The organism is Sandaracinobacteroides sp. A072, from assembly GCF_052616365.1.
The window spans coordinates 829,748-847,745 of record NZ_JBQXGU010000001.1 but is presented as its reverse complement, the minus strand read 5'-3'; the positions used below and the strand labels follow the sequence as shown (position 1 = coordinate 847,745).

The 17,998-nt window shown below is 65.9% G+C and carries 22 protein-coding genes; 16 read left to right on the top strand and 6 right to left on the bottom strand.

The window, feature by feature from the left end:
• Positions 1 to 2 precede the first annotated feature (2 nt).
• Genes narJ through ACUJ46_RS04120 form a run of 5 tightly spaced genes read left to right on the top strand, consistent with a single transcriptional unit; the run spans position 3 to position 3,233 of the window.
• Positions 3 to 716, top strand: a complete 714-nt coding sequence (gene narJ, locus ACUJ46_RS04140; RefSeq protein ID WP_445389172.1) for a nitrate reductase molybdenum cofactor assembly chaperone — start codon at positions 3 to 5, stop codon at positions 714 to 716.
• A 3-nt stretch (positions 717 to 719) separates the two neighbouring features.
• Entirely contained in the window at positions 720 to 1,502 is a 783-nt protein-coding gene (narI, locus tag ACUJ46_RS04135) for a respiratory nitrate reductase subunit gamma (RefSeq protein ID WP_445389171.1), read from the top strand.
• Positions 1,499 to 2,362 (top strand): peptidylprolyl isomerase, encoded by an 864-nt coding sequence (locus ACUJ46_RS04130; protein ID WP_445389170.1) that lies wholly within the window; start codon positions 1,499 to 1,501, stop codon positions 2,360 to 2,362. The genes narI and ACUJ46_RS04130 overlap by 4 nt, the downstream gene beginning before the upstream one ends.
• Complete coding sequence (locus ACUJ46_RS04125) at positions 2,359 to 2,667, top strand: hypothetical protein (RefSeq protein WP_445389169.1); 309 nt, start codon at positions 2,359 to 2,361, stop codon at positions 2,665 to 2,667. The genes ACUJ46_RS04130 and ACUJ46_RS04125 overlap by 4 nt, the downstream gene beginning before the upstream one ends.
• Positions 2,664 to 3,233 carry a hemerythrin domain-containing protein gene (locus ACUJ46_RS04120; RefSeq protein WP_445389168.1) on the top strand — a complete coding sequence of 190 codons (570 nt, stop codon included), beginning with the start codon at positions 2,664 to 2,666 and terminating at the stop codon, positions 3,231 to 3,233. Before ACUJ46_RS04125 ends, ACUJ46_RS04120 begins: the two co-directional genes overlap by 4 nt.
• Here the strand turns inward: ACUJ46_RS04120 and ACUJ46_RS04115 are convergent.
• A complete protein-coding gene (locus tag ACUJ46_RS04115) occupies positions 3,230 to 4,447 on the bottom strand; it encodes an NnrS family protein (protein WP_445389167.1) in 1,218 nt (405 codons plus the stop codon). The genes ACUJ46_RS04120 and ACUJ46_RS04115 overlap by 4 nt on opposite strands.
• A complete protein-coding gene (locus tag ACUJ46_RS04110; protein WP_445389166.1) occupies positions 4,447 to 5,640 on the bottom strand; it encodes a hypothetical protein in 1,194 nt (397 codons plus the stop codon). The genes ACUJ46_RS04115 and ACUJ46_RS04110 overlap by 1 nt, the downstream gene beginning before the upstream one ends.
• Before the next feature lie 9 nt (positions 5,641 to 5,649).
• On the opposite strand from ACUJ46_RS04110, the gene ACUJ46_RS04105 reads away from it, so the two are divergent.
• The 5 genes from ACUJ46_RS04105 (at position 5,650) to ACUJ46_RS04085 (ending at position 10,065) form a co-directional block, all read left to right on the top strand.
• Positions 5,650 to 6,282 (top strand): hypothetical protein, encoded by a 633-nt coding sequence (locus tag ACUJ46_RS04105; protein ID WP_445389165.1) that lies wholly within the window; start codon positions 5,650 to 5,652, stop codon positions 6,280 to 6,282.
• Between the two features lie 121 nt (positions 6,283 to 6,403).
• Positions 6,404 to 7,000 carry a TetR/AcrR family transcriptional regulator gene (locus ACUJ46_RS04100; protein WP_445389164.1) on the top strand — a complete coding sequence of 199 codons (597 nt, stop codon included), beginning with the start codon at positions 6,404 to 6,406 and terminating at the stop codon, positions 6,998 to 7,000.
• The gene (locus ACUJ46_RS04095) at positions 6,997 to 8,175 is read left to right on the top strand and encodes an efflux RND transporter periplasmic adaptor subunit (RefSeq protein WP_445389163.1); all 1,179 of its coding nucleotides are present in this window, start codon (positions 6,997 to 6,999) and stop codon (positions 8,173 to 8,175) included. Before ACUJ46_RS04100 ends, ACUJ46_RS04095 begins: the two co-directional genes overlap by 4 nt.
• Entirely contained in the window at positions 8,172 to 9,374 is a 1,203-nt protein-coding gene (locus tag ACUJ46_RS04090) for an ABC transporter permease (RefSeq protein ID WP_445389162.1), read from the top strand. Before ACUJ46_RS04095 ends, ACUJ46_RS04090 begins: the two co-directional genes overlap by 4 nt.
• Positions 9,367 to 10,065 (top strand): ABC transporter ATP-binding protein, encoded by a 699-nt coding sequence (locus tag ACUJ46_RS04085; RefSeq protein WP_445389161.1) that lies wholly within the window; start codon positions 9,367 to 9,369, stop codon positions 10,063 to 10,065. The genes ACUJ46_RS04090 and ACUJ46_RS04085 overlap by 8 nt, the downstream gene beginning before the upstream one ends.
• A 22-nt stretch (positions 10,066 to 10,087) precedes the next feature.
• On the opposite strand, the gene ACUJ46_RS04080 is transcribed toward ACUJ46_RS04085, so the two are convergent.
• Positions 10,088 to 10,807, bottom strand: coding sequence for a class I SAM-dependent methyltransferase (locus ACUJ46_RS04080; protein ID WP_445389160.1), 720 nt, complete (start codon positions 10,805 to 10,807; stop codon positions 10,088 to 10,090).
• Positions 10,808 to 11,009: 202 nt separating this feature from the next.
• Here ACUJ46_RS04080 and ACUJ46_RS04075 point away from each other — a divergent pair, with 202 nt between their 5' ends.
• Positions 11,010 to 12,254 carry a Y-family DNA polymerase gene (locus ACUJ46_RS04075; protein WP_445389159.1) on the top strand — a complete coding sequence of 415 codons (1,245 nt, stop codon included), beginning with the start codon at positions 11,010 to 11,012 and terminating at the stop codon, positions 12,252 to 12,254.
• A complete protein-coding gene (locus ACUJ46_RS04070; RefSeq protein WP_445389158.1) occupies positions 12,254 to 12,505 on the top strand; it encodes a hypothetical protein in 252 nt (83 codons plus the stop codon). The genes ACUJ46_RS04075 and ACUJ46_RS04070 overlap by 1 nt, the downstream gene beginning before the upstream one ends.
• 72 nt (positions 12,506 to 12,577) lie before the next feature.
• Here ACUJ46_RS04070 and ACUJ46_RS04065 read toward each other — a convergent pair whose 3' ends face one another.
• On the bottom strand, positions 12,578 to 13,000 hold the full coding sequence (locus ACUJ46_RS04065; protein WP_445389157.1) for an Rrf2 family transcriptional regulator: 423 nt from the start codon (positions 12,998 to 13,000) through the stop codon (positions 12,578 to 12,580).
• A 76-nt stretch (positions 13,001 to 13,076) separates the two neighbouring features.
• On the opposite strand from ACUJ46_RS04065, the gene ACUJ46_RS04060 reads away from it, so the two are divergent.
• From ACUJ46_RS04060 to ACUJ46_RS04050, 3 genes are all read left to right on the top strand, one after another.
• Entirely contained in the window at positions 13,077 to 13,505 is a 429-nt protein-coding gene (locus tag ACUJ46_RS04060) for a group III truncated hemoglobin (RefSeq protein ID WP_445389156.1), read from the top strand.
• 37 nt (positions 13,506 to 13,542) lie between these two features.
• The gene (gene hmpA / locus ACUJ46_RS04055) at positions 13,543 to 14,754 is read left to right on the top strand and encodes an NO-inducible flavohemoprotein (RefSeq protein WP_445389155.1); all 1,212 of its coding nucleotides are present in this window, start codon (positions 13,543 to 13,545) and stop codon (positions 14,752 to 14,754) included.
• Between the two features lie 164 nt (positions 14,755 to 14,918).
• Complete coding sequence (locus tag ACUJ46_RS04050) at positions 14,919 to 15,602, top strand: HPP family protein (protein ID WP_445389154.1); 684 nt, start codon at positions 14,919 to 14,921, stop codon at positions 15,600 to 15,602.
• A gap of 25 nt (positions 15,603 to 15,627) precedes the next feature.
• On the opposite strand, the gene wrbA is transcribed toward ACUJ46_RS04050, so the two are convergent.
• A complete protein-coding gene (gene wrbA / locus ACUJ46_RS04045) occupies positions 15,628 to 16,227 on the bottom strand; it encodes an NAD(P)H:quinone oxidoreductase (RefSeq protein WP_445389153.1) in 600 nt (199 codons plus the stop codon).
• 29 nt (positions 16,228 to 16,256) lie between these two features.
• Complete coding sequence (locus tag ACUJ46_RS04040) at positions 16,257 to 16,958, bottom strand: pirin family protein (RefSeq protein ID WP_445389152.1); 702 nt, start codon at positions 16,956 to 16,958, stop codon at positions 16,257 to 16,259.
• Positions 16,959 to 17,075: 117 nt separating this feature from the next.
• On the opposite strand from ACUJ46_RS04040, the gene ACUJ46_RS04035 reads away from it, so the two are divergent.
• Positions 17,076 to 17,969, top strand: a complete 894-nt coding sequence (locus ACUJ46_RS04035) for a LysR family transcriptional regulator (RefSeq protein ID WP_445389151.1) — start codon at positions 17,076 to 17,078, stop codon at positions 17,967 to 17,969.
• The last annotated feature ends 29 nt before the right edge of the window (positions 17,970 to 17,998 follow it).

Below are 17,998 nucleotides of genomic sequence, written 5' to 3'. Positions count from 1 at the left end.
ACATGGCACGCACCTTCAAGGCGCTGGGCATGCTGCTCAGCTATCCGTCCGCCGATGTGATCGACGTGGCGCAGGCCGCAGTCGAAGCCATTGCCGCGGAAAGGTTGCTGCCCGCGCAGCTCGTCAGCCAGCTTCGGCTTCTGGCTGACGAACTGGCGACCGAAGACCGGTTCGATCTGGAGGGCCGCTATCATCAGCTGTTCGACCGGTCGCGGTCCCTTTCGCTCAACCTGTTCGAGCATGTGCACGGCGAAAGCCGGGACCGGGGGCAGGCAATGGTGGAGCTGCTCGGCCTTTATGAATCCCATGGCTACATGCTCGATGCCCGCGAACTTCCGGATTATCTGCCGCTGTTCCTGGAATTCCTGTCGGGGCTGCCGGTGGACGAGGCACGGGCGCTGCTGAGCGAAGCCAGCCATGTGGTCGCCGCGCTGGCGGAGCGGCTGAAGAAGCGCCAAACACCCTATCAGTGGCCGATGCTGGCGCTCGCCCATCTCGCCGCCAGGACGGATCCGGCCGCGCTGCAGTCGCTGCTGGCCCAGCCGGAGGACGACCCGGACGATCTGGAGGAACTGGACCGTATCTGGGCCGAGGAAGCCGTGGCCTTCGGGCCTACGACCCCCGGCTCCACCGATGGCTGCCCCCGCGCAGCCGCCATCATCGACAGCATGAATGTCGACACCATGACGGCCGATACCGTCACCAAGGGAGCCTGACCCATGTCGGACAATGTCGCGCATCCCGCGCTCGAGCCCATCACGCTGGACTTCTGGATGAACCAGCTGATGTTCGGGGCTTTTCCCTACATCGCGCTTTCCGTGTTCATCATCGGCTCGATCGTGCGGTTCGACCGTGAACAATATAGCTGGCGCACCGGCTCCTCGCAGTTGCTGCGGCGAAAACAGCTGATGTGGGGATCAAACCTGTTCCACCTGGGAATCCTGTTCCTTCTTCTCGGCCATACGGTGGGCCTGCTCACCCCGCATTCCATCTACAGCCATGTGATCACGGCCGAGGCCAAGCAGTTGCTTGCCATCGTCGCGGGCTCGATCGCGGGCGTGGTCTGCCTGGTCGGGCTTGTCATTCTCATGCATCGCCGCTTTCTGGATCCACGCATCCGCCGGACTTCCACCTTCAGTGACAACGCCATTCTCGTTATCCTGTTCGTACAGCTGGTTCTGGGGCTGGTGACGGTTCCATTCTCGCTTTCACATGCGGATGCCAGCGTGATGCTGAGGCTGTCGTCCTGGGCGCAGGGGATTCTGACCTTCCAGCCGGGCGTCGCACACTATGTGAAGGGGCTGGACTGGCCCTATCAGGTGCATCTGTTGCTGGGCATGACAATCTTCCTGCTGTTCCCCTTCACCCGCCTTGTGCACATGCTGTCCGCACCGATCTGGTATCTGAACCGGAAAGGCTGGCAGGTGGTGCGCACGGCACGGCCCGACATGACTCCACCGTCCGAAATCCCGACGAGCATCCCCTCGGAGCAGTTCCGGTGAGCGGGCTTGCAGGAAGCGGCACCATCGCCGACGCGGGCGGCTGCGGCGGCTGTGGCTCCGGCCCGCGCCCGGCAGCCATACGCGGGGCATCGGCCCCGCCGGTGTTCGTCGACGGTGTGGAAATTCCGGAAGAGGCGATCGCGGCCGAAGCCCAGAACCATCCGGCCGAAAACCCTGCCGCCGCCAGGGCAACGGCCGCACGTGCGCTCGTGATCCGGCATCTGCTCCTCAAAAGGGCGGAAGAGCTGGGGCTGGAGCCCGCGCCCGAAACGGACGAGTTCGGCCGCCGTGAGACAGGCGAAGAAGCGCTGATCCGGCAGTTGTTCGAACTCGAACTCACGCCCGAGGAGCCGGACGAGGAAGCATGCCTGCGCTACTGGCGAACCAATTCGCTGGCGTTCACGGCCCCTGCCCTGTTGGAGGCGAGCCACATCCTGTTCGAGGATGCACCGGACCTGCCCTCGGCCGATGCCCGGGCCGCCGCGGCCATTGCCCGCATCGACGGGCGTGAAGACCGGTTTCGCGCACTCGCCAGAACGGAATCCGCATGTCCCAGCGGGGCGGCGGGAGGATCGCTGGGGCAGCTTAGGCCGGGTGATCTTGCAGAAGAAGTGGAAGTCGCGCTCGCCAGTCTGGAAAGCGGGCAGATCGCGGACGTGCCGGTGCGCAGCCGTTTCGGCGCACATGTGGTGCGGCTCGACCGCAAGGTGCCCGCACGCCTCATCCCCTTCGAGGTCATGCACGACCGCATCCGTGACAGGCTGCGCGCGCGCGCCTGGACCACGGCTGCCACCCGCTATGTTGCCGGGCTTGGCCGCAAGGCGCTGATCGAGGGCCTGACGCTGGAGGCGGCGGGATGAGCACGACGACGGAAGCCGCACCCACGCTGGGCGAGATACTGACCTCGGCGCGCAGCCAGTCCGGCGCGTTTGCGGACTGGCTGATGCGGAACGATCCGCCGCTTCATGCGCGGCTCGGCGCCGCCCTGGGCCCCGGTGAAACGCATATCGGGCATATCAGGGCGGCCGTTGGCGCCTTTGCGCATTCGGCCGGGCATGAGGACTGGGTTCGACTGGTATCGGCGGTGCGCGATGGCGACAGCCCCGGTCTTGCCGCCCTGCATGTGATGCTCGATTGGTCCCTCGCGCAAGAACAGGCAGGATGAACAGCCCGCCGGAACTGTCGCCAGCGCATGCTGTGCGGGCAGTCCCGGCCGGTTTGCTTGCAAGGCCGCTGGCCTTCCTGCTGGCCGAGCATTTGCACTTTCGCCACCAATGCCGCGCCCTCGAAGAGGTGACTGTCATGCAGGCTGTGCCGCCGGATCTCTTGCAGTGGCTGGCAAACTTCCTGAAGACCGGCATGCCGCTTCACCACCGTGACGAGGAAGAGGGTCTGTTTCCCATTCTCTGCCAGCGGGCCGCGCCCGAAGACGATATCGGGCGCGTGATCGGCATCCTGAGCGCCGACCATGATGCCGACCGGGCCATGGCCCTGGAGCTGGAAGCCCGGCTGGACGCTTCAGGTGGCGGCGGCTTCGCAACCCAGCCGGCGCTGGTCAGGATGATAAGGTGTTTTGCTGCCCACAAACGGCGCCACATTGCGCTTGAAAATGCCGTGGTCATGCCGATCGCGCAATTGCGCCTGACTGCGGCGGATCAGCAGCGCCTCTCCCGCTCCATGGCGGCGCGGCGTGCGGGGCAACCTGTCAGGATGATCGGCCAGCTGGCCTAGCTGCGCGGCGCTACCGCCGCCGGGCGCTTTTTCGCCAGCATGGGGCCATAGGCAATGGCAAACAGCAGCATGCCCGCCGACCAGAAGACGCCCGCAACCGATGCCCCCAGAGAATAGGACAGGGGCGTGAATGGCAGCAGCAGGCGCAGCAGGGCGCCCGTGAAAATGCAGGCATAGATGCCGACGGTCACTGCGTCCGCCTCCAGCGCGCGGCCGCTGTGGCCCCGGGTGGCGCGGGTCATGACGGCCAGGGTGAGCTGCCCGATGGCGCCCGCTGTAAGGGCATGAAGCGCGCTCGTGCCCTCGAACAGGCCGGGCGCGAGGGTCATGACCCCCAGCAACAGAAAGGCAACTGCCAGCCACAGATAGGAAATGTGGAGAATGGTGACGAGCGGCTCTGCGCCGGTCAGCCAGCCGCGCCAGCGCAGCAGGCGCGCCACATGGGCAACGCCGGCAAGGCTCAGAAGCCAGCCTGTGATGACCGAGGCAGGAAAGACCAGCCAGCCGGCCAGGCCCGCCATGGTGAGTGCCAGCACTGCCTTGTCGAACCGGTTGAAGGGCTGTGGCAGGGGCGCAATCTGCGCCTTCTTCATCCAGTTGGTCGTGAAGGAGGGGATCACGCGCCCTCCGATCAGCGCCATCAGCAGGGCGAGGGATGCCAGCGCCAGCCGTTGACCGAGGCCTTCCAGTTGCGCGCCGGATTCTTCCAGATGCCAGAGGATATTGGCAAGCGTGAAGGCAGTCAGCAGGCCGGCGACCGGCAGGTTGCGCCAGTTCCGCCCGGACAGGATCTCACGCCAGACAGCACTGGCAAGCGCCAGCAGAAACAGGCTTTCGATGACCCTGCCGAAAGGACCCGCATCGGGAAGCGCCATGCCGATGCGGCCAGCCAGCCACAGGCCGAAGAGCAGCGCAAGCGGCACGCCCATAACCGGGGCGCGCCCGGTCCAGTTCGGAATGGCGGTCAGGAGGAAGCCGGCGACAACGGCCCCGGTATAGCCGAAGATCATCTCGTGCGCGTGCCAGCCAAGGGCATCACCGCCAGCCCCGACAGCATAGCCATGCGCGAAGGCCGCAAGCCAGACCGGAACCGCCAGGCCTGCGAACAGGGTGGCAAAGAGAAAGAATGGACGGAAGCCGAAGCTGAAGAGCGCAGGCCCCGCATAAGCCCGGCGCTTTTCGCCCGCATCCCGGCTGCCGCTGGCCGGCTTCATCAGAACCTGGCCTCTGCCTGAAGCCAGAGCTTCGTCGTGTCGGTTGCGAAACCGCGCGCCTCGTAAATAGCCGCCTTGGCAAGCACTGAAACCTGCCGCCAGACGGGCAGGCCCAGTTGCACATCCAGTTCACGGCCATAGGGCCGGTCACCGTTCGTGCTGCGGAAATCATGAAGAACCGCACGCAGGGACAGGCCCTTAGGAACGCCTTTGGCCCTGGGGGTCACGGCCACGTCCAGATAGAGGTCGCGCAGGCCGTCCGGCGGCGTCATGAGGAACTTGTCGGCCCAGCCATTGAAGGCGTGGAGCGTGGCGAGCGGTGTCTGCAGCGCGGTTGCGCCATTGCCCTCCAGCCGCTCATAGCCGATCCTTGCCGTGACCGGCCCGGCGCTGACACCCGGCTCCAGCAACAGATAGCTGAGCGCGAAATCGCCGGGATTGTCGCCGCGCTCGCTCTGCCGGGCAAATTCGGCGGTATAGAGAAGTGCCACATCTCCGAGCGGCTGCCGCCCTGCCAGCCGTGCCCCGAAGGTGCCGGACGAGGATGACGGGCTGTCGGGAATGTCGAGCAGCCAGGCATAGGCCAGCACGGTTCCGAGCGGTTTCACCTCGGCGCTGGCGCGCAGCAGGTGGATGTCGCTGTTCCGCCAGCTTCCCTGCGCAGAGCGCAGCCCGAACACGCGGTTTACCCGCCAGGCATGGCCATAGCCCAGTGTCACGCCCTTCAGCGCCGTCACGTCGGCCCGCACGATGTCGAGCGTCTGGTCATTCTGGCGCCAGCCGACCGAGCCGACCCAGCGCTGATTATCGTAATTCACGGCCTGCCTGCCGACAGAGACCGAGCCGACGGACTTGTCGCTCCAGCCCAGGATCGCCTGGTTCAGGAGATGGTCGGCAGGGTCCGCGACAACGGGAAACCGGGTGAGGCCGTTCACCGTGTCATTGTAATCCTCGGGACCGACGCGCGCGATTGCCTCGCCTTCAACCTGCGCGGTCACGCCGTTCCATGGCCCGGCCCTCAGACCGGCACGGACCCGCAATGTCGAGGCCGTCGCTTCCCGCGCTAGCCCGCCCTGGTCCACAAGCTCGAGCCGCCAGCGGAGATCGGCATAGGGATCGAAACCGCCATCGGCATGGGCTGCTGTCGGCAAGGCCATCAGGATGGCGGGAAGCAGGCAGGAAATGCGTCGCATTTCTGCTTCATGAGCCCTTTGCCCACCGGCCGGATTGATGATGGTCAAATGCGGACTTGTCATTTCGCAGATGGTTTCGCCGGCGCAATGTGTAGTCTGCGCGCACAGCCAGATACCGTCTGCGCGCCATGGACGATGGGCCGCAGCGGGCGAAAAGTGGAGCGCCGAATGCTGCCGAACACCGAAGCCATGACGGAAAAAGAACGCGTGAAGGCAGAAAGGACAGCCATCCTGGACAGCATACTGACGCGCGCGGCCGATCGGCTGGGCGATCTGCGCGAACCGGTGATGCAGCATTATTACAGGCGTTTCCCCGAAGCTCTGGCCTTGTTCGAGGAGCATGGGCTGAACAATCGCCAGAAGCTGGAAGGCGAAATGATCGAGTCCGTCCTTTACTGCATCATGTCATGGATCGAGAATCCAGCCGAAGTCGCCATCGTCCTGTTTTCCACCGTTCCTCACCATGGGGATACGCTGAAAGTCCCGGTCCGATGCTTTACCGGCCTCATCGACACGGCAATCGACCAGATCGCGGCCACATTACCGCCCGAGGCCAGTGCCGAAGCCGCATTGCTGGCAGAAATCCGTGACAGCTTGCGGAAAGAGACAGCAGACGCCGCAGACTATTATCATCTGACCTGACCGGCATGGCGGACCGGCATGGCGGTTGCCATGCATGTGATCGGGATAATGAGGCGTTCCCGACAGGAATCAGCCCGAAAAAGAAAGCGACTGCATGCTTTTTTTGGGTTAAGAAAAATCCATGAACCGCCCCTATCTCCCAGCCAGCCTCCGCAGGGCCGAGACCATCTCCACTGTCGTGAAGATGGCGGGAAGCCAGGATCCGGCAACGATGACGACCAGCCAGATCGCGGCGGCCATGGGTGTGTCCCAGGGGGCGCTGTTCCGGCATTTTCCCGACAAGCAGGCCATGTGGATGGCGGTGCTGGAGTGGACCAGAACCGAACTGGAGGCGCGCTTTGATGCCATTGCCGCCACTCTGCCACTCGACCGGCTGGCAGCCATGATGGAAGCGCACATCGCCTTCGTGGTCGGGCAGCCCGGGGTTCCGCGCATCCTGTTCGGTGAGCTGCAGCGGGCCGGCGACACGCCCACAAAGGCGATCGTGCGATCGCTGATGCAGGATTATCGCCAGCGTGTCGCCTGGGAACTGGAGGCAGCCCGTCGTGCCGGGACCATTGCCGCACAGGCCGACACAGAGGCGGCAACGATGCTTTTTCTTGCCATGGTGCAGGGCCTGGTGATGCAGTCACTGGCGATGGATGATTTTTCGGCGGCCGCCGCCATGGCGCGGCGCCTGTATGCCCAGTTTCGCACAAGCCTGGGGAGTGGCTCATGACCATGCCTGCACTGAGCCGACGTGTCCTGATGCTGCTGGCGGTGCTGCTACCGCTTGTGCTGCTGTTCGCATGGGTGGCGCTGCGATCCGGTCCGCTGGCGGCTGTGGACGTCACCACAACGGAAGTGGTGAATCGCGCGGTCCGGCCGGCGCTGTTCGGCATCGGCACGGTGGAGGCGCGCTATACCCACCGGGTAGGCCCGACCGCGCCGGGTCGGGTTACCGGCGTTCTGGTCGATGTTGGCGACAGGGTGGCGGCCGGGCAGCATCTGGCCAGTATCGATCCTGTTGATCTCGACGCGCGCATAAAAGCGGCCGTCGATTCCACCGAGCGTGCCGGCGCGCTGGAACAGGCGGCGGTCGCCCAGATAGCCGATGCCCGTGCCCGATTGGCATTCGCGCGCGACGACGCCCGGCGCAGCGAGCAGCTGTTCGCCGAAGGCTGGATGACACGCGCTGCCGTCGACCAGAAACGCCAGGCGCTGGCCGCAGCGGAAGCCGCGCTGGCGGCAGCAGAAGCCAGCCGCCGCGCTGCCGGCAATGAACGCGACAGAACCGGCTCCGAACGCATGGCCCTCGAGGAACAGAAGGCCAATCTGCGACTGGTCGCGCCGGTTGCCGGCCTTGTCGTGCGCCGGCTGGCCGAGCCGGGCACCACGGTGGTGGCGGGGCAGGCGGTAATCGATATCGTCGATCCGGCGGAATTGTGGATTGCGGCCCGTTTCGACCAGACCCGCGCCGGCGGCCTTGCGGCCGGATTGCCGGCCAGGATCATCCTGCGATCCCGCGCCGATGCACCGCTGACCGGCAAGGTGACGCGGGTTGAACCGCTGGCAGATGCCCAGACAGAGGAAATCCTGGCCAAGATCGGGTTTGACGAAGTGGTTGGCGCGGTGCCGGTTGGCGAACTTGCGGAAGTGACGGTCAGCCTGCCGCCACGCCAGCCGCAACCGGCCATACCCAATGCAGCCATCCTCCGGGTTGATGGCGAGATCGGCGTCTGGGCGATCCGGGACGGAGACCCGGAATTCGCGCCGGTGACGCTGGGCGTGGAAGACCGGGATGGCTGGGTGCAGATTCTGTCGGGCCTTGCCGAAGGCGATCGCATCATCCTGCACAGCGCCAGGCCGGTTTCCAGCCGCAGCCGGATCAACATCGTGGAACGCCTGCCGTGATCAGCCTTGCCGGTCGCGATATCCTGCACGGCTGGGGGAAGTTCGTTGCCACGGGTGTCGGGCTGGGCCTGCTGATTGGCGTCACCCTGTCGATGGCGGGTGTCTATCGCGGCATGGTCGATGATGCCCAGGCCATGCTGGACAACAGCGGGGCGGATCTCTGGGTCGTCCAGAAGGACACGCTCGGCCCCTATGCCGAGCCATCCAGCCTTCCGGAAGACATGGAGCGGCCGATCCGGGCAATGGCCGGTGTCGACCGTGCCGCAGGCATCACCTATCTCACCATGCAGATCGCGCACGCAGACAAGGATGTGCGGGTCATGGTGGTGGGGGTCGAGGTGGCCGAACCGGGCGAACCGGGCCAGCCGCCGCACCTCTTGGCCGGACGCCGCATAGTGCAGAGTCATTATGAAGCCATGGCCGATGTGAAGACCGGCTTCGCCATTGGCGATCAGGTGCGGGTGCGGCGCAACCTCTATCACATTGTCGGCCTTACGAGCCGCATGGTTTCATCCGGCGGCGATCCGATGCTGTTCCTGTCGCTCAAGGATGCGCAGGATGCCCAGTTCGAGAAGGACAGCGACGCCATCATGCGCCAGCGAGCGCGCACGGCCGCCAGCCCGGTCCTGAACCCGCCCGGCAATCCCGCCGTGGCCACGGCCGTCGCGGCTGCGCAGGAGGCAGGCGGCAATGTCAACGCCGTGCTGGTCACCGTGAAGCCCGGCGCCGATGCCGAGGATGTGGCCGCCGCCATCCGCCGCTGGCAGCGGCTGACCGTCTATACCCGGGCGCAGATGGAAACCATCCTGATCGACAAGATGATCGCCAATTCGGCGCGCCAGATCGGCATGTTCCTTGTCATCCTGGCGGTCGTCAGCGCCGCCATCGTCGCCTTCATCATCTACTCCATGACCATCGGCAAGATCCGCGAGATCGCCGTGCTCAAGCTGATCGGCACCCGCAACCGCACCATTGCCGGCATGATCATGCAGGAGGCGCTGGGGCTGGGGCTGATCGGATTCATGGTGGGCAAGATCGCCGCCACGCTATGGGCGCCCTTCTTCCCAAAATATGTGCTGCTGCTGCCGGCGGATTCGATCCTCGGCTTTGTCGCCGTCATGCTGATATGCGCCCTTGCCAGCCTGTTTGCCATCCAGGCCGCCCTCAAGATCGATCCGGCGGAGGCGATCGGTGGCTGACGGCATCTGCATCGAACGGCTGGTCAAGACCTATGGCAGCGGCGACACCGCCGTGCATGCCTTGCGCGGGGTGGAGATGGAGGTGGCGGCCGGCGAGGTTGTCGGCCTGATCGGGCCATCGGGATCCGGCAAGTCCACCCTGCTCAAATGTCTCGGCGCCGTCATCGCGCCGACATCGGGGCGGATGACCATCGGCACCGACGTGATCTTCGACGATGGCTGGAAGGTCGATGACCTGCGCGCGCTGCGCCGCGACCGGATCGGCTTCATCTTCCAGGCGCCCTACCTCATCCCCTTCCTCGACGTGACGGACAATGTCGCGCTGCTGCCGATGCTGGCTGGCAAGTCGAACGCCGAGTCGCGCAAGGAAGCCCGTGCCCTGCTGGATGCGCTGGATGTCGGCCACCGGGCCGCGGCCATGCCATCGCAGCTTTCCGGCGGCGAACAGCAGCGCGTGGCCATTGCCCGCGCCCTCGTGAACCGGCCGCCAGTGATCCTCGCCGACGAACCCACCGCCCCGCTGGACGGCGAGCGGGCGCTGGCCGTCGTGGCGCTGCTGAATGACATGGCGCGGCAGTTCGACACGGCGATCATCGTCGTCACGCACGATGAGAAGATCATCCCCACCTTCAGGCGCCTCTATCACATCCGTGACGGGGTAACGGTGGAGGAACGCCAGCCCGTGGACTGACGGTCACGGGAAGACCGCGCCGTCAGCCCGGCTTGCTGGCGGCAAGCGCGAGAAAGGCTGCACCCACTGTCGTGTGACGGCCGAGGGCAAGGTCGAAGCGTTTCGACAGCCGCGCGGCCAGGCTGATCCGCGGGTAGAATATGGCCCCGCGGATCACGGTGACCTGCAAACCGGCCTCTCCGGCATAGCGGCGCAATTCGCCCGGCGTGCGGAAATAGGCCTGTTGCCAGAGCCGTGAGCCCAGCCATGCGCGAACACGGCGCCGGGCGGCCCAGAGGCTCCATTTGCCGAGTTCGCCGATCACGAGGCGTCCGCCTGGCCGCAGGACACGCGCAACCTCGCGGAAAACCGGGGACGGATGCTCGACGAAGCACAGGATCGTGACTGCCGTGACAAGATCGAACCGATCGCGCCCGCAGGGAAGATCCTGCGCTAGCCCGACCCGGAAATCGACATCCACGCCTTCCCGCAGCGCCCGCGCCCTGGCTGCCCCGATCATTGCTTCGGAAGAGTCCATGGCTGTCACCACGGCCCCGCGCCTGGCGAATTCTACCGCCAGTTCGCCATCCCCGCAGCCCACGTCAAGAACATGCCTGCCGCGAACGTCACCCGCCAGTTCGAGGATCAGCCGGCGTTCGAGGTCTTCCGTTATTCTGCCAACGTCCGACGCGCGCCATACCGCATAGGCGTCAGGCCCAAGGTCCGGGAGACTCCGGCGCGCATCTTCCATGCATGTCGACATCGGCGTGCCCTCCCCTCCCCGTTGTCGATAGCCTCTCATCCCCGGTTCCGGAACAGAATAGCATGCGGCACCCGCGATGCCCCTGGATGCGCTGCTCCATGCCAGCGCCTGTCACCCTTGCCCCGGCCTGAGTGAACCAGCGGATTGGTGGGCGCATTCGTTCGCTTTATGTTCTTATTTCGTTCCAGCGATTCGATCGGCCATGCACAAACCCGACAGCATCGAACATCTCTATCTCGACTTCGACGGCTTCTTCGCCTCCGTCGAGCAGCAGCTCGACCCGCGACTCCGGGGGCGGCCTGTCGGCGTGGTGCCCTATGAAGGCGGCAAGACATGCATCATCGCCGCCTCGCGCGAAGCCAAGGCCGCGGGCGTGAAGAGCATCATGGACGTGGCCGAAGCGCGGCGCATCTGCCCGGATCTCCTGCTCGTGCCGCAGCAGCCGGCCATGTACCGCCGCGCCCACAATGCGCTGGTCGCCGAAATCGAAAGCGTCGTTCCTGTCGATGCAGTGAAATCGATCGACGAACTCTCCTGCCGGCTCGACGAGGCGCAGCGGGCCGACCCGGAGGGCGTCTCGGTTGCGATCAAGGCCGCCATCGCCCGCAACGTCGGCCCCTTCATCACCTGCTCCATAGGCTTTGCCGCCAACCGCCATCTCGCCAAGATCGCCTGCAAGGTGAACAAGCCCGACGGGCTCACCATCTGGCACCCCGGGACCATGCCCGGGCCGCTGTTCGCCATCCCGCTGGAGGATATTCCCGGCGTCGGAAGGCGCATGGCGGCGCGCCTTGCGCTGGCCGGAATCCACAGCACGCGGCAGCTTTACGAAACCCAGCCCAAGCAGATGCGCGCCCTGTGGCGGAACGTGACCGGGGAACGGCTGTGGTATGCGCTCCATGGCTACAGCATCACGGCGCCCGCCAGCGGGCGCGGCATGTTCGGCCATGCCCGCGTGCTGCCGCCCGACCAGCGCCGCCTTGCCGATGCCGAGCTGATCTCGCGGCTGCTGCTCACCAAGGCCGCGCGGCGGATGCGCCGGGCCGGCTATGCCTGCTCGGGCCTGTGGCTGTGGGTCCGGTCCTTCGACAGCGGCTGGAGCGGCGAACAGCGCCTGCCGACCGTGCATGACGATGCCGCGCTGCTGCAGGGCCTGTCGCGGCTGTGGCATCGACTGCGCGCCGAGCGGCCCGGCTCGCTGCGGGTGATGCGGGTGGGCGTCACCCTTTTCCACCTGTCTGCTGCCAGCGCGCGGCAGCTTGACTGGATCATCGACGATGATGCCGAACGGCAACGCTGGGAACGCATTGGCGCCTCCATGGATGCGCTCAACAGCCGCTTTTCGTCCACGGTGGTCAGCATCGGGCCGTGGCAACCACCAAAGGGCGGCAATGTCGGCGGCAAGATCGCCTTCACCCGCATTCCTTCCGCCGAAGATTTCTGGTGATGAACTGGAAGACCGACCTCAGGGCATCGGATCTCGATGCCGACATGCGACTGGAACTGACCTGCCGGCTGTGCGGCGCGGTGCGCAGCCTGCCGGCCGAAGCCATCCTCGCACGCCGCGGCGGCGCCATGCTCTACCTCGACCAGGTCGAGGCCCGCGCCCGCTGCCGGCAACGCGGCTGCAATGGCCCGATGCGCCTCGCCCTGCTCCGCACCGGTGACGCCAGCGGCTTCGTCGGCGGCATCGCCTGAAGGCCCCGGCACAGTCCGGCCATGCCCGCGAACACCAGCGGGAGCCGCGCATGGCCGGCATGGCGATGAAGATCAGCTGGCGGGATGCAGAAGGCGCGTGAAATCCGGCTTCCGGGCGAGCACATCCGCGAGGCTATACGTGTCGAGAACGGCCAGAAACTGGTCCACCGCCTCCTTCAGCACACAGCTGAGACCGCAGGCGGGCGCGATCAGGCATGCACCGCAGCCGACAAGGTCGAAATCCGCCTCGGTGTGGCGCACCACGGCCCCGATGTTGATCTCGCCGACCGGCCGCGCGAGCCGGATGCCGCCCGCCCTGCCGCGCACGGCATCGACATAACCTGCGCGCGCAAGGTCGCTCACCACCTTCATGAGGTGATTCCGGGAGATCCCGTAGGCAAGGGCCATGTCCTGGATCGAGCTGAGCGCGCCATCCCGCGCACCCAGATAAAGAAGCACGCGCATGGCATAATCGGTGTAGCGGGTCAGGCGCATACGCGGTTCTCCTGAAAAGATGATTTCCATTTGCATGTTTTTGCCCGCCGGCATAGGCATGGCCCTATAGATGCATATGAGACGCATGTTTGGAGATGCGATGAACACCCTGCACCTCTCGGAACCGGGGCTGAACCAGCTTGTGGACGCCTTTTACGCACGCGTTCGCGCCGATGATGTGCTCGGCCCCGTCTTCAATGGCGCCATCGATGACTGGCCAGCGCATCTCGCCAAGCTGAAGGCCTTCTGGTCTTCCGTCATGCTCACCTCCGGCCGCTACAAGGGCCAGCCGGTGCCCGCGCACATGAAGCACCGGCATGCCATCACGCCTGACATGTTCGACCGCTGGCTCGCCCTGTGGCGGCAGGTGACAGACGAACTGATGGAGCCCGCGGCGGCCCGCGCCCTTCAGGACAAGGCCAGGCGGATCGCCGGGAGCCTGCAACTGGCCATGTATTTCCGCCTGCCCTCCGCCGTTCCGCGCGGCGGGATGCATATGAACTGACACCTACTGCCCTCATCTTTCAGACTGGAGACCAGGCATGTCGAAGACCCTCGACGAACGGACGATCGCACTCGTGAAGGCCACTGTGCCGGCGCTGGAGGCCCATGGCCTCGACATCGTGCGGGAAATGTATGACCGCATGTTCCGGAACCATGAGATCCGCGATCTCTTCAACCAGTCCCACCACGGGGATTCCGGATCCCAGCCCAAGGCGCTGACGGGCGCGATCCTGGCCTACGCCAGCAACATCGACAATCTGTCCGCCCTGGCCCCGGCCGTCGAGCGCATCGCCCAGAAGCATGCCGGCCTGCAGATCCTGCCGGACCATTACCCGCATGTGGGCGAGGCCCTGCTCGGCGCCATCGAGGCCATATTGGGCGAGGCCGCGACCCCCGAAATCCTGACTGCCTGGGGCGAGGCCTACTGGTTTCTCGCCAACATCCTGATCGCCCGCGAGAATCGCATCTACGAGGCACAGAAGGACAGCGAAGGCGGCTGGAACGGCTGGAGGGACTTCCATGTCGCGGAGAAGATCCGCGAAAGCAGCGTGATCACATCCTTTCTGCTTCGCCCGGCCGATGGCGGCCCGGTCATGCGCCACAAGCCCGGCCAGTATCTGACCTTCTGGTTCGATATCCCCGGCCATGCGCCCGTGAAGCGCAACTATTCGATTTCGGGCGCAGCCGATGGCAAGGGCTATCGCATATCCGTGAAACGCGAGCCGCAGGGGCTGGCATCCGGCTGGCTGCACGACAGCGCTCAGCCCGGCACGATCCTGAAGGTAGCAGCACCGGCCGGCGAATTCTTCCTTCCGCAGCACCCCGAAAACCCCGTCGTCCTGCTGTCCGGCGGTGTCGGCCTGACGCCCATGGTCGCGATGCTGGAAGACATGGCGGCGCGCGGGCTGGATGTGCCGGTGCACTATATCCACGGCACCCACAACCGCGACACCCATGCCATGCGCGACCATGTGCGCGGGATCGCGGCGGCCAACCCCGGCTTCAGCTGCGTCGATTTCCACCAGACGCCGCTTCCCGGCGAACAGCCCGGCGTGGATTATGACCATGCAGGCATCATCACCGATGCGTGGCTGCTTTCGAACACGCCGGTCGCCAGAGCGGATTATTACATCTGCGGTCCGCGCCCCTTCCTGCGGGCGGCTGTTTCGGCCCTGTCGCTTGCCGGCGTGCCGGCATCGCGCATCCACTATGAGTTCTTCGGACCGGCAGACGAGCTTCTGGCCGCCTGACCGCCGGAAAACCGGGGCACCAGGGTCCGGAAAAGATCTTCTTGTTCGACGCGCCCCCTTCCCTGCTGCAGGGAAGGGGCGTGCCGGCCCTCCTGCCGGCTTTTCCACTCTCCATCGGAAAGCTCGCATCACCCGTGCTGAAAGACCTGGTTACCAGAGCCGCTATGCTTGAACCCCAGAAGGCTCTGGGCAAGCTTGGCTGGATGCGCGGCGCACTGGGCGCCGCCTTTGCAACCCTGGGCGCCGGCGCCATCACGCTGATCGCCCTGGGCGATGTCGCGCCGGGCCTGCCATGGCTCGTGGCCCCACTGGGGGCATCGGCCGTCCTTGTCTTTTCCGTTCCGGCAAGCCCGCTTGCACAGCCATGGCCGCTGGTGGGCGGTACAGTCCTGTCCGGGCTGATCGGCATCGGCATCGGCCAGCTGACGGGGCATCCCCTGCTGGCGGCCGGCATTGCCGTCGGCCTTGCCATCATGCTGATGTCGCTGACCCGGTCCCTGCACCCGCCGGGCGGGGCCTGCGCGCTGCTCTGCGCACTGGGCGCCGCCGGTCCCGAGGCCTGGGGCTATGCGCATCTGGCAGCTGTGGTGCTGAACATGCTTGCCCTTGCTGCTGCGGCCTGGGCCTACAACAGCCTGACCGGCCATGCCTGGCCCCACCGGGCCGAACCGCTGCCACCCCTGCCCGCCGATGCGGTGGTCCATTATGAGCGCGCGGAGCTCGAAGCGCTGCTCGCCGAATGGGACGAGGTCGTCGACATCGATGTCGACGACCTCGACGCCCTGTTTCGCGCCTTCAGCCGCAGGCTGGCCGAAAATGGCAGGCGGCCGAACTTCGGTCAGGGCTGACCGGACAACACTGGACAGGCAGGCTTCAGCCGAACAGTTTCGCGGCCGTGTTCGCCACGCGGCGTCCAAGGTAGCGGGCGCCATCCAGTTCGATCTGGCTGGGCATGCGCTTGCCGTCTCCGCCGGCGATCGTCGTGGCGCCATAGGGCGCGCCACCCTCGACACTGTCGTTCGCCATCTGCGGCGCATAGCCATAATCAAGGCCGACAATCGTCATCCCGAAGTGCAGCAGATTCGTCAGGATCGAGAACAGCGTGGTTTCCTGCCCGCCATGCTGGGTGGCCGTGGAGGTGAAGGCAGCGCCCACCTTGCCGTTGAGCGCGCCGCGCGCCCACAGGCCGCCGGCCTGATCGAGGAAAGCCGCCATCTGCGAGGAAATGCGCCCGAAACGGGTGCCGCAGCCCACCACGATGGCGTCATAGGCCTCGAGTTCGGCGATCGTGGCAACCGGCGCTTCCTGATCGAGCTTGTAGCCGCTGTTGCGCGCAATCTCTTCCGGCACGGTTTCCGGCACGCGCCGGATATCGACCGTCGCGCCGGTTTCACGCGCGCCTTCGGCAACGGCCTTCGCCATCGTCTCGATATGGCCGTAGGTCGAATGGTAGAGAATGAGAATCTTCGTCATCTGTTTTCCTTTTCCGATATGTGTTTGGTTCATCCGGCCGTGATCACGATCACGACTTCGCTGTCTTCGATGGCGATCACGTCAATGGCTGCTTCATCCCTGATGGCGACGCCATCGCGGGCCTCGACGGTCACGCCATTGACCATGAGCCGGCCTGTTGCGGGCACGAGATAGGCACGCTCCCCCGGCGCAAGGCCAAGGCTGTCGCCCTGCCCTGCGCCAAGGCTTGCCGCGAGCACGCGGGCATCGGCGCGGATCGGCAAGGCGTCCTCATCGCCCGGCAGGCCGGATGCCAGCGCCACGAACCGGCCGGCGCGCGCGCCCTTCGGGAAGGGTTGCGTTCCCCAGGACGGGGCTTCCCCCTGCCGGCGCGGCAGGATCCAGATCTGGAAGAGTGTCGTCTCCTCCGCCTCCAGATTATATTCCGCGTGCACGATACCCGTTCCGGCGGACATCACCTGCACGTCGCCGGCCTCGGTCCGCCCGCGGTTGCCGAGGCTGTCCTGATGGGTGATGGCGCCGGTGCGGACATAGGTGATGATTTCCATGTCGCGGTGCGGGTGCGGCGGAAACCCGCTTTTCGGCGCGATGCGGTCATCGTTCCAGACCCTGAGCGCGCCCCAGCCCATGCGGGCGGGGTCATGATAGCCGGCGAAGCTGAAATGATGCCGCGCATCGAGCCAGCCGTGATCGGCGGCGCCCAGGCTTGCGAAGGGGCGGATTTCGATCATCTGTCCAGCTCCTGCGTCCTGATGTTGCAAATCTGTTGCGTCATGCCACTCTTGTAGACGCGCCTGTCTTTTGCAAAAACCTGCATAATATCGTTCAATCTGTTCGAAGGAGTTGTAATGTCAGGCACCGGCGTTCCCACCTTCGACCAGCTGCGCATCTTCGAGGCCGTGGCGGATACGGGCAGCTTCGCCGCCGCCGGGCGCCGGCTGAACCGGGCCACTTCGGTGATCAGCTACGGCATCGCGAATCTGGAGGCGCAGCTTGGGGTCATGCTGTTCAACCGACAGGGCCGTCGCCGGCCGCAGCTGACAACGGCCGGGCGCGCGGTTCTGGCCGAAGCCCGCGCCATCGGCTTCGGCATGGACAGGCTGCGCGCCCGGGTGGCCGGCCTGCAGCAGGGCATCGAGGCGGAAGTGGGCCTTGCCGTCGATGTGTTCCTGCCCACCGCACGGCTGGCAGGCGTGCTGCGCGCCTTTTCACAGGCGTTTCCAACAGTGGCTCTTAGCCTGCATGTCGAAGCGCTGGGCGCCGTGGCCGATCTCGTGCTGACGCGGCGGGCCGTCATCGGGGTGGCTGGCAGCTTCGCCGCGCGCCTTCCGGGGCTGGATTCGGTGGCGCTCTACACGGTGCCGCTGATCCCGGTGGCGGCGCCGGGCCACCCGCTGGCGCAGGGGCCGCCTGCCCCCGGCATGGGGCGCGATCATGTGCAGCTGGTGCTTTCAGACCGGTCGGACCTGACGCGCGGGCAGGATTTCGCCGTGCTCAGCCCGCACACATGGCGCGTGGCCGACCTGGGGGCAAAGCATGCCCTGCTGAAGGAGGGGATCGGCTGGGGCAACATGCCGACCCACATGGTGGAAGCGGATATCGCAGCCGGCCGGCTGGTGCGCCTTGCCATGCCCGACCAGCCCGAAGCCACGCACGGCCTGTCCCTGATCCACCGGACCGATACGCCGCCCGGCCCGGCGGCAGCCTGGCTGATGCAGCGCCTGCTCGATTGGCCGGGCTGAAGGGCGGTTCGGCTTTCGTCTACCCCTGC

Coding starts and splice junctions, on each gene's coding strand:
- narJ (WP_445389172.1), top strand. CDS start 3: ATGGCACGCACCTTCAAGGCGCTGGGCATGCTGCTCAGCTATCCGTCC.
- narI (WP_445389171.1), top strand. CDS start 720: ATGTCGGACAATGTCGCGCATCCCGCGCTCGAGCCCATCACGCTGGAC.
- ACUJ46_RS04125 (WP_445389169.1), top strand. CDS start 2,359: ATGAGCACGACGACGGAAGCCGCACCCACGCTGGGCGAGATACTGACC.
- ACUJ46_RS04120 (WP_445389168.1), top strand. CDS start 2,664: ATGAACAGCCCGCCGGAACTGTCGCCAGCGCATGCTGTGCGGGCAGTC.
- ACUJ46_RS04115 (WP_445389167.1), bottom strand. CDS start 4,447: ATGAAGCCGGCCAGCGGCAGCCGGGATGCGGGCGAAAAGCGCCGGGCT.
- ACUJ46_RS04110 (WP_445389166.1), bottom strand. CDS start 5,640: ATGCGACGCATTTCCTGCCTGCTTCCCGCCATCCTGATGGCCTTGCCG.
- ACUJ46_RS04105 (WP_445389165.1), top strand. CDS start 5,650: ATGAGCCCTTTGCCCACCGGCCGGATTGATGATGGTCAAATGCGGACT.
- ACUJ46_RS04100 (WP_445389164.1), top strand. CDS start 6,404: ATGAACCGCCCCTATCTCCCAGCCAGCCTCCGCAGGGCCGAGACCATC.
- ACUJ46_RS04095 (WP_445389163.1), top strand. CDS start 6,997: ATGACCATGCCTGCACTGAGCCGACGTGTCCTGATGCTGCTGGCGGTG.
- ACUJ46_RS04080 (WP_445389160.1), bottom strand. CDS start 10,807: ATGTCGACATGCATGGAAGATGCGCGCCGGAGTCTCCCGGACCTTGGG.
- ACUJ46_RS04075 (WP_445389159.1), top strand. CDS start 11,010: ATGCACAAACCCGACAGCATCGAACATCTCTATCTCGACTTCGACGGC.
- ACUJ46_RS04070 (WP_445389158.1), top strand. CDS start 12,254: ATGAACTGGAAGACCGACCTCAGGGCATCGGATCTCGATGCCGACATG.
- ACUJ46_RS04065 (WP_445389157.1), bottom strand. CDS start 13,000: ATGCGCCTGACCCGCTACACCGATTATGCCATGCGCGTGCTTCTTTAT.
- ACUJ46_RS04060 (WP_445389156.1), top strand. CDS start 13,077: ATGAGACGCATGTTTGGAGATGCGATGAACACCCTGCACCTCTCGGAA.
- hmpA (WP_445389155.1), top strand. CDS start 13,543: ATGTCGAAGACCCTCGACGAACGGACGATCGCACTCGTGAAGGCCACT.
- ACUJ46_RS04050 (WP_445389154.1), top strand. CDS start 14,919: ATGCTTGAACCCCAGAAGGCTCTGGGCAAGCTTGGCTGGATGCGCGGC.
- wrbA (WP_445389153.1), bottom strand. CDS start 16,227: ATGACGAAGATTCTCATTCTCTACCATTCGACCTACGGCCATATCGAG.
- ACUJ46_RS04040 (WP_445389152.1), bottom strand. CDS start 16,958: ATGATCGAAATCCGCCCCTTCGCAAGCCTGGGCGCCGCCGATCACGGC.
- ACUJ46_RS04035 (WP_445389151.1), top strand. CDS start 17,076: ATGTCAGGCACCGGCGTTCCCACCTTCGACCAGCTGCGCATCTTCGAG.